Genomic DNA, 12,664 nt, shown 5'->3' with positions numbered 1-12,664 from the left:
GCGCGATGCGGGCGCGCATGCTGGACGACCACACCCATCCGTTGGAGGCCAGGGCGCTGATCCTGTCCGGCGCGATCGGCAACCCACGGTCGCGCGGGCCCGATAAAACTTGCCTGCCGTGGGCTTGCCCCAGATACTGCGGCCTGGCACTCCAGCGCCTCGGGGCGTGGCTGTGCTGCGCGGGTCCGGTGGACCCGGCATCCAGGGCCCGTCGACCGGCCCCGTTCCCCCTTCCCTCGTCAGAAAGCCTGCCAATGACCGCCATTGTTCGTGCCCTGATCTTGCTGGCCCTCCTCGCGGGGGGGACCGCCGTGCGCGCCCAGAACCTGCTCACCAACGGCAACTTCGACGCCGGCCTGGCCGGCTGGAGCACCTGGACGGCGCCGCCGGGCTTCTGGGATGGCACCTGGATCCACAGCAACGATTGCGACATCTGGGTGCCCACCCAGTGCCCCTTCGGGGGTGCGGGCACCTCGCACGCGCAGAAGAAGGGCAGCGGCGCGGGCAATGCGCACGGCGGCCTGTTCCAGACCGTGGCGGTGACCCCCGGGCGGGTGTACCGGCTGCGCGGCGCCTGGTCAGGGGGCGTGACGGGCAATGCGGGCGGCAACGCCACCTGGTGGGAGGTCGTGGCCTACGACGGCGCCGTGGGGGCCGCCACCATCGACGCCGCGCCCGGCCCGCTGGACACGATGATCGCCCGCCGCGACGTCTCGAACCTCGCGCTCAACGGGGTATTCCAGTTCCAGTGGGAGCCGTTCGATGCCACCTTCACCGCCGCCTCGAGCCAGGTGACCATCGCGCTGAAGACCGGCAGCTTCTTCACCTTCGACGCGGCGGGCTACCACGACGACCTCGTGCTCGAAGAGGTGGCGCCCAGCCAAATTCCCGTCAACTCGCCCTGGGCGCTGGCGATGCTTTGCCTGGTGCTTCTGGCGACCGGTGCCTGGCTGCGGCGGAGCCAGGGGATGCGCCCCAGGTAGGGGGCGGCACAAATTTTCAAGTGCTTCTTGGCCGCCAGCGCTTTGCCAGAAATCGCCTGCAGCTATCGAAAATATAGCAATCAGGCCAGCAGCGCCACCGCCGCCGAAAAGCTCAGGAACGCCAGCGCCGTGGACACCAGGATGATCCGCGCCACGCGCCCGTTGTTGGCGCCGAACTTCTCGGCCAGCAGCGAGACGTTGCTGGCGCTGGGCAGGGCCGCCAGCAGCACCAGCACCGTGAGCGCGAACGGCGTGAGCGGCACCCCGAGCGCGATGGCCGCCGTGCCCGCGCCCCACACCAGCAGCGGGTGCACCAGCAGCTTGGCCAGCGCGATGGGCACGTAGTCGCGCGCGGGCACCTGCTCGTGCTGGTTCATCTGCGAGCGGGCCAGCACCGCGCCGATGGTGAACAGCGCGACGGGCGAGGCCGCGTCGGCCAGCATGGCGATGGTCTTGTCGACCGGGCCCAGCAGAGTGAACTGCAGGGCCGATGCCAGCGCGCCCAGCGCGATCGACCAGGGCATGGGGTTGGTCGCCATGCCCTTGAAGGCGCTGCGCAGCGCCACGCCCACGCCGTGGGTGCCGGCGCCGTCCAGCCGCGACAGCGCGATGCACAGCGAGCTGGTGATGACCATGTCCACCACGATGGTGACGATGGCCGGGCCCGCGCTTTGCGCGCCCAGCAAGGCCACGAGCAGCGGGACCCCCATGAAGCCCGTGTTGGGAAAGGCGGCCACCAGCGCGCCGAAGGCCGCGTCGTTCCAGCCGATGCGCGCACTGCGCGTGAGCGCCACCGTGCCGCCCACCATGGCCAGGGCGCACACCACGTACACGCCCGCCACGGCCGGGTCCAGCAGCTGCCCGATGGGCGTGCTGGCGCCAAAGCGGTACAGCATGCAGGGCAGCGCGAAATACAGCACGAAGGCATTGAGCCCCGGGATGGCCGGCTGGGGCAGCACGCCGCGCCGCGCGGCCAGGTAGCCGCAGAGCACGAGCGCGAAGAAGGGGAAGGTGATGAGCAGGACGGAGAGCACGGGGCTATTGTCCGTGCTGCGCGGTGCGGCCGGTCGCCGGGCGCCGGCGGCGGCCAGCGCAAAGTCAGGCGGGGGCCATCACCCCTGGCGAATGCACGGCGCGAGCGCCGGCGCGGCGGTGCCCTTGCGCGCCACTACTGCTTGCGCTGCACGATCAGGTTGCGCTTGGCGTCCTCGGGGTAGGCGAAGGTGATGGCACCGTTCCTGACCATGCCGATGACCAGCATGTTGCGGGTGATGGCCTCCTTGTCCTGCACGCTGAACGGCTTGTCGTAGGTGGACACCACCCCGTAGTAGGTCTTCATCCTGCCCTCCAGCGATTCCTTGATGGCCTTGCCCGAGAGGTTGCCGTCGCGGATGCCGAGGAAGGAATACATCAGCAGGTACGTGGCGTCGTACGCGTTGGCCGCGGCCATGGGCACGGCCACCTTGCCGTTGTACTTGCGGGTGTAGCTCGACAGGAACGAGGCCCGGCGCTCGTTGCTCGGCTCGGCGATGAAGGTCTGCACCATGAGCGCGCCCTCGGCGGCGTCCTTGGCCCCTTCAAGGAAGAACGGGAAGGACAGCGGCCACGCGCCCACCTGGGGCACCTTCCAGCCCATCGCCTTCTTGCCGTTGGCGATGGTCGCGTTCTCCGGCCCCACGGTGTAGCTGTAGACCACGTTGGCGCCCGCGGCGCGGGCGGCCGCGAGCTCGGCCGTGAGGTCCTTCACGCCCAGGTCGAAGCGCGCCACGTGCACGGGCTTGAGGTTCTTGGCCGCCAGCGCCGCCACCACGTCGTTGTAGCCGCCCTCGCCGTAGCCCGTCTTGTCGGCGAAGATGGCCACCTTGTCCCAGCCGCGCTTGACGATGTCGTCCACCATGAAGGGCGCCTGCAGCGCGTCGCGGGCCTGCACCCGGAAGATGTAGCTGTCGGCGGCCGGGTACCTGGCCGTGACCGCCGTGCCCGTGGAGCACGGCACGATGAGCGGGCTCCTGGCCTCCTGGAACAGGTCGATGGCCTTGAGCGCCACGCCGGTGTTGCAAAAGCCGATGGTGGCGACCACCTTCTCGCCCAGCAGCTCCTGCGAGACCTTGCGACCCTGGTCCGGGTTGGCGGCGTCGTCCTTGATGACCAGCTCCAGCGGCCGCCCCAGGTAGCCGCCCACGGCGTTGATCTCGTCCACCGCGAGCTTGATGCCGTTGAGCATGGGCACCCCGAAATCCGCCGAAGGCCCCGTGAACGGGCCGACCACGCCGACACGCACCGGGGCGGTGCTGCCCAGCTGCGCGTGCGCCGGGGCCAGCGCGGCGGCGCAGGCCAGCAGGGCGGCGCCCAGGGCCCCACGGCCGCGGCGCCGGCGGGTACCAGGTTGCAGCGGTGCCCGGGCGCGAAGGGGGCGAAGGGCGCGGAGTGGGGCAGGAAGGTGCATGGTGGGACTCGTCACGGCGCGGCCACCCGGATCGGGCGAAAACCGATGGGCGTAGTATCAAAGTGTGACGATCCCGTCCCTAGCGGGGTTTCCCGCAGCGCGGGAGCGGCGTCAGGCCCCTGTCAGACCCCGCCGGGGCCGGGGCCGGCCGCGGCGCAACCCGGCCCCGCCGGAGCGCGCCGGTATCATTGCGCGCTCCGGCGGCGCTGCGGTACGCCCGCCCCTGGGTGCCCCCGGCCCCTTCTTCCTCTCCTGCTTTTTCCTTCTTCCTCCATCCATGTCCGCCGGTCTCAATCTCGCCCAGCTCCAGGCTGTCCACTACACCGACGGGGCCTGCCTGGTGCTGGCCGGCGCGGGCTCGGGCAAGACGCGCGTGATCACGCAGAAGATCGCGCACATGATCGAGAAGGGCATGGAGCCCAGGCGCATCGCCGCCATCACCTTCACCAACAAGGCGGCCGCCGAAATGCGCGAGCGCGCCAAGGGCCTGATCGGCCGGCGCGCCAAGGACGTGCTGGTGTGCACCTTCCACGCCCTGGGCGTGCGCATGGTGCGCGAGGATGGTTCGGTGCTGGGCCTCAAGCCCCAGTTCAGCATCCTGGATGCCGACGACGTGACGGGCATCCTGAAGGAAGCCTCGGGCGGCACCACCGACATGGCCACCGCGCGCCAATGGCAGTGGGTGATCAGCAAGTGGAAGAACATGGGCCTGACGTCCGAACAGGCCTTGGCCCAGGCGGTGGACGACAACGAGCGCATCATCGCCACGCTGATGGCGCGCTACGAGGAGCGCCTGGCGGCCTACCAGAGCGTGGACTTCGACGACCTCATCGGCATGCCGCTGCGCCTGCTGCGCGACTTCCCCGAAGTGCGCGCCAAGTGGCAGGCGGCGCTGAGCCACGTGCTGGTCGATGAATACCAGGACACCAACGCCACGCAGTACGAGCTGCTCAAGCTGCTGGTGGGCGAGAACGGGCACTTCACGGCCGTGGGCGACGACGACCAGTCCATCTACGGCTGGCGCGGCGCCACGCTGGACAACTTGAAGAAGCTGCCCATCGACTTCCCGCACCTCAAGGTCATCAAGCTGGAGCAGAACTACCGCTCCACCAGCGCCATCCTGCGCGCGGCCAACAACGTGATCGGGCCCAACCCCAAGCTGTTTCCGAAAACGCTGTTCTCCGAGCTGGGCGAGGGCGAGCCCGTGCGCGTGGTGGACGCCGACAGCGAAGAGCACGAGGCCGAACGCGCCGTGGCCCGCATCCAGAGCCTGCGCGCGGCCAGCAACCCGCCGCCCGACTGGAAGGCCTTCGCCATCCTGTACCGCGCCAACCACCAGGCCAAGCCGTTCGAGAAGGCGCTGCGCAAGGCCAACATTCCCTACAAGGTCTCGGGCGGCACCAGCTTCTTCGACCGCGCCGAGATCAAGGACCTGTGCGCCTGGTTCCGGCTGTGGATCAACAACGACGATGACCCGGCGTTCCTGCGCGCCATCACCACGCCCAAGCGCGGCATCGGCCACACCACGCTGGCGGCGCTGGGCGCGTTCGCCACGCAGCACAAGCAGAGCATGTTCGGCGCGCTGTTCAACGGCATGCTGCCGGCGGCCGTGCCCAAGCGGGCCATGGACGGCCTGCATGAATTTGGCCGCTACATCAACTACCTGGAGTACAGCGCGCGCCGCGTGCATGGCGCCGAGGAGTCGCGCACCTTCCTGAACGAGTGGCTCAAGGAGATCGGCTACGAGCAGCACCTGTACGACAACGAGGACAGCGAAAAGGTGGCCGCCGCGCGCTGGAGCAATGTGATGGAGTTCTGCGACTGGATGGCCCAGCGCGCGGGCGGCCAGATCGACGACACGGCGGGCGCCGTGGTGGCCAAGGAGACCAAGAGCCTGCTGGAGGTGTCGCAGACCATCGCGCTGCTGTCCACCATCAGCGAACGCGAGCAGGAACAGGACATGGTCACGCTCTCGACCCTGCACGCGAGCAAGGGCCTGGAGTGGCCGCACGTGGTGCTGGTGGGCGTGACCGAAGGCATGCTGCCGTTCAAGCTCGACGACGACGAGGGGCGCCAGCAAAAGGTGAGCGACGACACGCTGCAGCGCCTGCAGGAAGAGCGCCGCCTGATGTACGTGGGCATCACCCGCGCCCAGCGCACGCTGGCCGTGAGCTGGACCAAGCGGCGCAAGAAGGGCCGCGAGATGGTGGCCGCGCAGCCCAGCCGCTTCATCGCCGAGATGGGCCTGGACAAGACCACCGCCCGCGAAGACCCGCGCGAGAAGCTCAAGGCCCTGCGCGCCGAATTCGCCGCCAAGGCCCAGGCGACGAGCGCTGCCAATGCCGCCGTGGCCGCCCAGCCCGCGCCCACGGCCTGAGGCGCCCCATGCCCCGGCCGGCACCCGCACGCCCCCGCCCCGCGCCCCGGCGGGGGCCGCTTTTATTTTGATAGCTATCAGCGCTTATCCTACAAGCGCCCACCGCCGAAATGAACCACAATCCACGGCGGCGTGCCCCGCCGCGGCGGACAGGGGCCACCCGCGCCTGCGGGGCCGCTGGCTGGCCGAGCCGCCGGCCCCTGCGCCGGGCGCCACGGCCACGCCGCAGCTGGGGCACCACGCCGCACTGGCACACAGCGTGCGTGGTACCGTGCAGCGTGGCGGCACCACGGCGCCGGTCAGCGGCGACGCCGATGGCGGCGACCCGACCCTGGAAGAATCGATCAACGGCATGAACATCAGCACCCCCTGGACGGGCCAGGTGGTGGATGGATCGTGCGGCAAGGAAATACGCGGAACATGGAACAACGCCACCCCCACCCCTTCAGCTCCATCGGCCCCTTTCGCGCTGCGCAAGCAGGCGGGGTGGCCATGACCGCCACGCCCGCCGCCGCGCCATCGCGTCGCACGCTGGCGCTGCTGGTGGCCGCCGCGCTGGCGCCCGCCGGCGCCGCGCTGGCACAGGCGGTGGCACCGGCCGGCGCCACCGCCTCGGCCGCCGGGGGCGCCGAGAGCGCCTGGCGCCGCTGCACCGCCCTGTCCAGCGACAACCAGGCGCGCCTGGCCTGCTTCGACCAGTGGGCCGCCGACCAGCAAAGCTGGAATGCGCCGGGCGCCTCCGCCGCCGCCTCGGCCGTGCCGCCGCCCGTGGACACCACCCTGCCCGCCACCCGCGTCATCGACGTGGCCCGCACCGAGGGCTGCCGCGACCCGCAGTACAGCGACCTCTCGCGCTTCTGGGAGCTGGAATCGGGCAGCGACTGCGGCACCTTCAGCTTCCGGGGCTACCGGCCCATCACCGTGTCGGTGGTGGCGTCGAGCAACGTGAACCGCCAGCCCACGTCCGACGCGGCGGACCACTCGGCCACCGAATCCACGCCCTACCGCCGCACCGAGAACCGCATCCAGCTGTCGGTGCGCACCAAGCTCGCGCAGGGCCTGCTCACGCAGGGCCACCCCACGCTCAAGGATTCCGTGTGGTTCGGCTATTCGCAGCAGTCGTACTGGCAGCTGTTCACGCCCCAGATCTCGCGCCCCTTCCGCGCCACCGACCACGAGCCCGAGGTCATGTACGTCTACCCCTCCACGGCGCAGCTGCCGTTCGGCTGGAAGTGGCGCTACAGCGGCATCGGCCTGGTGCACCAGTCCAACGGCCAGAGCAAGCCCCTGTCGCGCAGCTGGAACCGCGTGTACCTCATGACCGGCATGGAGCTTTCCAACAGCTTCAGCGTGAACGCGCGCCTGTGGAAGCGCGTGCCCGAAAGCTCGGGCAGCGACGACAACCCCGGCATCAGCGACTACGTCGGCCGGGGCGAGCTGTCGGCGTTCTGGAACGTCAACAAGGACAACACCGTGGGCGCCACGCTGCGCCACTCGCTGTCGAGCAGCGACCGGGGCTCGGTGCGCCTGGAATGGCTGCAGACGGTGGGCACGGGCCTTTTCGGCAGCAAGAGCAACCTGCGCCTGCACACGCAGCTGTTCAGCGGCTATGGCGACAGCATGATCGACTACAACCGCAAGCGCACCGTGTTCAGCCTGGGGCTGAGCCTGGTGGATTTCTAGCAGGGACATCCCCCCTGAGGCGCTGTGCGCCGTCCCCCCGCTCTCGCTGCGCTGCGCTGCGCGGGCAGAGGGACGCAGCCCTCGCTGCGGGGCGGCCCTTGCTTGGCGGCTCTGGCGTGGGCCGCGCCAGTCGCATACGCCTTGGGCAACGCAACGGCCGGGCGCAACCAAAGGCCAGACGCGCCACACACTCTACTCACAACTCGTTACGACATCGCCCTCAAGTTTCGCGCGCTGGCGCCGGGGCGCCGCCACAATGGCACGCGCACAGAAACCAGCGCGGCCCTGGCGAACGGCTCCCGATAAGAGCCCCTTTCCCACCGTTTTACCTGCCATTGCCCGCACCGTGCGCCCTCGACAATGCCGACAGAGAGGAACACACCCATGGACATGCAATACCAGCTCAAGGCAGGCAGCTACTACCTCTACGACATGCGCGAGGCGCCCAGCGCCGTGACGGGTGAGCGCAGGTTCAAGCTGAAAACCGACACCGTGGCGATTGCGTTCGATGCGCACACGGGCGAGGTGCACCAGCACGGCAGCCCCACGCGCATCCAGTCCTGGGCCAACAACACGCGCCGCCGCCTGCGGGCCGCAGGAGCCCAGGACGTGGCCAACGACATCGTGGTGGTGTCGGGCCCGCTGCCCGTGGACGAGCTCAACAAATGCCTGTGGGTGCGCGGCTACGTGCGCCGCATGTTCTCGCGCCTGGCCACCCTGCCCCACGGCAAGCTGCAGCGGCCCGCGGCCGAACCGTTTCGCAAGGCAGCCTGACACGCCGGGCACCCGTCCTTCGAAGATCCCCGCCAGGGCCGCGCACAGCGGCCCTTTTCTTTTCAGGCCCCCCCGAAAAGATCTTGAACAGGTTCTCAGGCCTCGGTGTCTTCGGCCACGTCGCTTTCCAGCGCTTCCAGCACCTCGGCATGCTTGACGATGGTCACCGGCACCGGGCTCGCGTGCGCGACCTCCTGCGAGACCGAGCCCAGCAGCGCGCTGGTGATGGCGCCCTGCCCCTTGGCACCGATGATGACCATGTCGCAGCCCGAGCGCTCGATCATGTCCACCAGCGTGTGGGCCACGTCGCCCACGCCCACGTCGGTCTCGTAGGCCACGCCCGCCGCGTCGAGCAGCGCCCGCGCGGACGCCATGAGGTGCTGGCCGGCCTCCAGGCTGGCGGCGGCGATCAGGTCGGGGTCGCGCGTGGTCACCAATTCGTACAGCGTGGCGGGTTCCTGCACGTTGGCCAGGACCACGCTGGCCTTCAGGCCCTGGCCCAGGAGCGCCAGCGCATGGTGCACGCCGTCCAGGGAGAGTTCCGAGCCATCCACGGCGATGAGGATCTTGAGCATGTTGTTCTCCTTGTGATGGGCTGGTAGCCCGTCTGGAACCAGTGTAGCGATGCGGCGCGCCAACGCCAGCCCATGTCCCTGCGGCCTGCCCGCACAAGGCGGGGGCGGCCCGTCTGGGACAATCGCCCCATCATGCTGCAGTTCGACCTCCTCAAAACCGACCCCACCAGCCACGCACGCCGTGGCACGCTCACGCTCAACCACGGCGTGGTGCAGACCCCCATCTTCATGCCCGTGGGCACCTACGGCACCGTCAAGGGCGTGATGCCGCGCAGCCTGCACGACATGGGTGCGCAGATCATCCTGGGCAATACCTTCCACCTGTGGATGCGCCCGGGCCTGGACGTGATGCAGAGCTTTGGCGGCCTGCACGGCTTTGAAAAGTGGGACAAGCCCATCCTCACCGACTCGGGCGGTTTCCAGGTCTGGAGCCTGGGCGCGATGCGCAAGATCACCGAAGAGGGCGTGACCTTCGCCAGCCCCGTCAACGGCGACAAGCTCTTCATGTCGCCCGAGGTGAGCATGCAGATCCAGACCACGCTCAACTCCGACATCGTGATGCAGCTCGACGAGTGCACGCCGTACGAGACCAAGGGCCACCTCACCACCGAGGCCGAGGCGCGCAAGAGCATGGAAATGAGCCTGCGCTGGGCCAAGCGCTCGCGGGATGAATTCCAGCGGCTGGAGAACCCCAACGCGCTGTTCGGCATCGTGCAGGGCGGCATGTACAAGAACCTGCGCCAGGAATCGCTGGAGCGCCTGGTCGAGATGGATTTCCCCGGCTACGCCGTGGGCGGCGTGAGCGTGGGCGAACCCAAGGACGAGATGCTGGACATCATGGCCCACACGCCGCACCGCCTGCCCGCGCACAAGCCCCGCTACCTGATGGGCGTGGGCACGCCCGAGGACCTGGTGCAGGGCGTGGCCGACGGCGTGGACATGTTCGACTGCGTGATGCCCACGCGCAACGCGCGCAACGGCACGCTGTTCACGCGGTTTGGCGACCTGAAAATCCGCAACGCGCGCCACAAGGCCGACCACCAGCCCCTGGACACCAGTTGCACCTGCTATGCCTGCGCGGGCAGCGCGGGCGTGTCGTGGGACGAGGGCGGGCGCGAGGGTTTCAGCCGTGCCTACCTGCACCACCTGGACCGCTGCGGCGAAATGCTGGGCCCCATGCTCACCACCGTGCACAACCTGCACTACTACCTGAACCTCATGCGCGAGGTGCGCGAGTCGCTCGACGCGGGCGCGTTCGCGCAGTTCCGGGCGCGCTTCAAGGCCGAGCGGGCCCGGGGCGTGTAACCACGATCGGAAGCTATAAAAACAATAGCTATCCGCGCTGGATAGACAAGCGCCAGAGGCCCAAATCATTCCAAAAATCCTGCACCAACTGCTGCGCTGGCCCGCGCGCATGCTGACCGGCCTGGGCAGCGGGCTGCTGGCCCTGCTGATCCTGTTCGAGGAATGGGGCTGGGTACCGCTGCAGCAGTTGCTGGCACGCATCGGCCGCTGGCCCGGCCTGCGCTGGATCGAAGGCTGCGTGCGCGCCCTGCCGCCCTGGGCGGCGGTGGCCGTGTTCCTGCTGCCCACGGCGCTGCTGCTGCCCGTGAAGCTGCTGGCCCTGTGGGCGGTGGGCCGGGGGCACGTGGTGCTGGGCATGACCGTGATCGTGATCGCCAAGGTGGTGGGCACCGCCGTGGTGGCCCGGCTGTACAGCCTCACCCAGGCCGCGCTGATGCAGCTGCGCTGGTTCGCCTGGACCCATGCCCGCTGGATGGGCATCAAGCACGCCGTGCTGGAGCGCGCCCGCGCGTCATGGGCCTGGCGCGTGGCGCGGGTCATCCGGCGGCAGTGGCGGCTACGCTGGCGCCGCCGCTGAGCGCCTCCCCCATCGCGACCACGAACCACAGACCACGGTCCCCGCCTGGGACCGCCACCAACCCGCCATTGCACCGCGACATGGGCATACAGCTTGACCTCCCCACCGTACTCCTGCTCTACAAGACCGCCCTGGTGGCCGGGGCCCTGAGCATCTTTCACGTCAGCCGGCATTCCTACCGGCCCCAGGGGCTGCGGCCGCTGGCCGGGGCGTACCTGCTGCTGGCCATCGGCGCCGAACTGGCGGGCCGGGGCGAGTACCTCATCCTGCCGGACTGGCTCTGGACACACGGCAGCCTGCTGCTCGGCACGGTCGGCTATTGCCTCTTCTGGGCGGGCGTTCGGGCGCTGAGCGGGCGCAGGCGCATCCCGATGGGCTGGCTCGCCCTGGTGCCCGCGGGCTGGCTGGTGGCGGGCATCGCCACACAGTTTCCGCTGGACAACCTCCTGCGGGCCGGTGCCTTCCACGTGACGGCCACCGCAGCCCTGGTGGGCTCGGCCCATGAAATATGGCGCGACCGCCGCGCCGAGCCCCTGCCATCACGGGCCCTCCTGGCGGGGTTCCTGCTGGTCAGCGCCTTCATCTTCGCGCTGCGCCTGTTCTACATCGCCACCGAGAACGCCAGCTCCACCGGTTTCGCCCGGGCCTTCTACGTGCAGATGTTCTGCCACTTCGGCATCGCCCTCATGGTCTCGTCGCTCTCCAGCGAACGGGCCGAGGCGCGCCTGGAGCGGATGGCGCAGACGGACGCGCTCACGGGCGTGGGCAACCGCCACTGGGTCATGTCCCGGCTGCCCGCGCAGCTGCCGGTGGGCAGCGCCATCGCGCAGCTCGACCTGGACCACTTCAAGCGCATCAACGACCGCTTCGGCCACGCGGCCGGCGACCGCGTGCTGGTCGCCTTCGCCGAATGCCTGCGCCGCCAGCTGCGCGACTCCGACCTGCTCGCGCGCATGGGCGGCGAGGAATTCCTGGTCTACCTGCCCGATGTCTCGGCGGGCGACGCCGCCACCATCGCCCAGCGCCTGTGCACGGCCGTGGCGCAGATCCGGCTGACCGAGAATGGCGAGGACATCCCCGTCAGCGTGAGCATCGGCCTGGCCTGCGTGGCCCGCGCCGGCGGAACCTGGGCCGACTGGCTGAGCGCGGCCGACCACGCGCTGTACGACGCCAAGAGCGCGGGCCGCAACCGCGTGGCGGTGGTGCACGAACGCCCGGCCTGAGCCGCCCCTCCCGGCCGGGCGCGGACACACCGCGCCAGGGGGCGGTTGCTGCAGAATGCCACCCCATGCCCGCACCCCCCGCCGTTCCGAACGAGGCGCTCGCACTGGCCTTTCACCTCGCGCCCGTGGGCATGTGCGTGACACGCGACCGCGCCATCGAGCTGTGCAACGATGCCTTCGCCCACATGTTCGGCCATGCCCAGGCCGAGCTGCTGGGCCAGCCGCTGGCGCCGCTGTACCCGTCGTTCGACGAGTTCACGCACACCGGCCACCGGGGCCTGAAGGCCATGCGCGACACGGGCGGCTACAGCGACGAGCGCATCATGCGGCGGCGCGACGGGTCGCTGTTCTGGTGCCACGTGGCGGGCCGCGCGCTCGACCGGGCCGACCCGTTCGCGCGCGCCGTGTGGATGTTCGAGGACATCTCGCACCGCCGCCCCGTCAGCACGCCGCTGACCGTGCGCGAGCGCGAGATCGCGCAGCACATCGTCACGGGCGCCACCAGCAAGCAGATCGGGCGCCACCTGGACATCAGCCACCGCACCGTGGACGCCCACCGCGCCCGGCTCATGCGCAAGCTGGGCGCCAGCAGCACGGGCGAACTGGTGGCGCTGCTGCTGGCAGGCCCCCCCTGACCCTCGCGGCGGGCGTTTGAAATCGTCAACAACGGTGTCCCGGGGGTGCCGGGCGAGCCCCCCACCACGCCCGGCCCGGGGACAAT

The 12,664-nt window shown here is 69.8% G+C and carries 12 protein-coding genes; 9 read left to right on the top strand and 3 right to left on the bottom strand.

Translation table 11 applies throughout. The features are described 5' to 3' along the window. Positions 1-254 precede the first annotated feature (254 nt). Positions 255-983 (top strand): hypothetical protein, encoded by a 729-nt coding sequence (locus AC1RVY_RS20760; protein ID WP_218296890.1) that lies wholly within the window; start codon positions 255-257, stop codon positions 981-983. An 80-nt stretch (positions 984-1,063) separates the two neighbouring features. On the opposite strand, the gene AC1RVY_RS20755 is transcribed toward AC1RVY_RS20760, so the two are convergent. Further along, positions 1,064-2,017 (bottom strand): AEC family transporter, encoded by a 954-nt coding sequence (locus AC1RVY_RS20755; RefSeq protein ID WP_492807980.1) that lies wholly within the window; start codon positions 2,015-2,017, stop codon positions 1,064-1,066. A 134-nt stretch (positions 2,018-2,151) separates the two neighbouring features. Continuing rightward, complete coding sequence (locus tag AC1RVY_RS20750; RefSeq protein ID WP_255591627.1) at positions 2,152-3,429, bottom strand: ABC transporter substrate-binding protein; 1,278 nt, start codon at positions 3,427-3,429, stop codon at positions 2,152-2,154. 277 nt (positions 3,430-3,706) lie between these two features. On the opposite strand from AC1RVY_RS20750, the gene AC1RVY_RS20745 reads away from it, so the two are divergent. From AC1RVY_RS20745 to AC1RVY_RS20730, 4 genes are all read left to right on the top strand, one after another. Further along, positions 3,707-5,806 (top strand): ATP-dependent helicase, encoded by a 2,100-nt coding sequence (locus AC1RVY_RS20745; protein ID WP_492807979.1) that lies wholly within the window; start codon positions 3,707-3,709, stop codon positions 5,804-5,806. A gap of 259 nt (positions 5,807-6,065) precedes the next feature. Continuing rightward, the gene (locus AC1RVY_RS20740) at positions 6,066-6,302 is read left to right on the top strand and encodes a hypothetical protein (RefSeq protein ID WP_492807977.1); all 237 of its coding nucleotides are present in this window, start codon (positions 6,066-6,068) and stop codon (positions 6,300-6,302) included. Beyond that, positions 6,299-7,489 (top strand): phospholipase A, encoded by a 1,191-nt coding sequence (locus AC1RVY_RS20735; RefSeq protein WP_492808060.1) that lies wholly within the window; start codon positions 6,299-6,301, stop codon positions 7,487-7,489. The genes AC1RVY_RS20740 and AC1RVY_RS20735 overlap by 4 nt, the downstream gene beginning before the upstream one ends. Positions 7,490-7,873: 384 nt before the next feature. Next, positions 7,874-8,263: a hypothetical protein gene (locus tag AC1RVY_RS20730; RefSeq protein WP_010466226.1), complete on the top strand. Its 390-nt coding sequence runs from the start codon at positions 7,874-7,876 to the stop codon at positions 8,261-8,263. A 95-nt stretch (positions 8,264-8,358) separates the two neighbouring features. Here the strand turns inward: AC1RVY_RS20730 and AC1RVY_RS20725 are convergent, their stop codons facing one another. Continuing rightward, positions 8,359-8,838 carry a universal stress protein gene (locus AC1RVY_RS20725; RefSeq protein WP_218296886.1) on the bottom strand — a complete coding sequence of 160 codons (480 nt, stop codon included), beginning with the start codon at positions 8,836-8,838 and terminating at the stop codon, positions 8,359-8,361. Between the two features lie 132 nt (positions 8,839-8,970). Here AC1RVY_RS20725 and tgt point away from each other — a divergent pair, with 132 nt between their 5' ends. The 4 genes from tgt (at position 8,971) to AC1RVY_RS20705 (ending at position 12,578) form a co-directional block, all read left to right on the top strand. Beyond that, a complete protein-coding gene (tgt, locus tag AC1RVY_RS20720; protein ID WP_218296885.1) occupies positions 8,971-10,143 on the top strand; it encodes a tRNA guanosine(34) transglycosylase Tgt in 1,173 nt (390 codons plus the stop codon). 109 nt (positions 10,144-10,252) lie between these two features. Next, complete coding sequence (locus tag AC1RVY_RS20715) at positions 10,253-10,720, top strand: hypothetical protein (RefSeq protein ID WP_255591624.1); 468 nt, start codon at positions 10,253-10,255, stop codon at positions 10,718-10,720. 80 nt (positions 10,721-10,800) lie between these two features. Continuing rightward, positions 10,801-11,943 carry a GGDEF domain-containing protein gene (locus AC1RVY_RS20710; RefSeq protein WP_369643540.1) on the top strand — a complete coding sequence of 381 codons (1,143 nt, stop codon included), beginning with the start codon at positions 10,801-10,803 and terminating at the stop codon, positions 11,941-11,943. Positions 11,944-12,008: 65 nt separating this feature from the next. Further along, positions 12,009-12,578 (top strand): LuxR C-terminal-related transcriptional regulator, encoded by a 570-nt coding sequence (locus tag AC1RVY_RS20705; protein WP_218296883.1) that lies wholly within the window; start codon positions 12,009-12,011, stop codon positions 12,576-12,578. Positions 12,579-12,664: the final 86 nt, after the last annotated feature.

The organism is Acidovorax sp. GW821-FHT11A03 (genome assembly GCF_058809075.1).
Note: the sequence above shows the minus strand (reverse complement) of the source record. Positions and strands in the feature narration are given on the sequence as shown.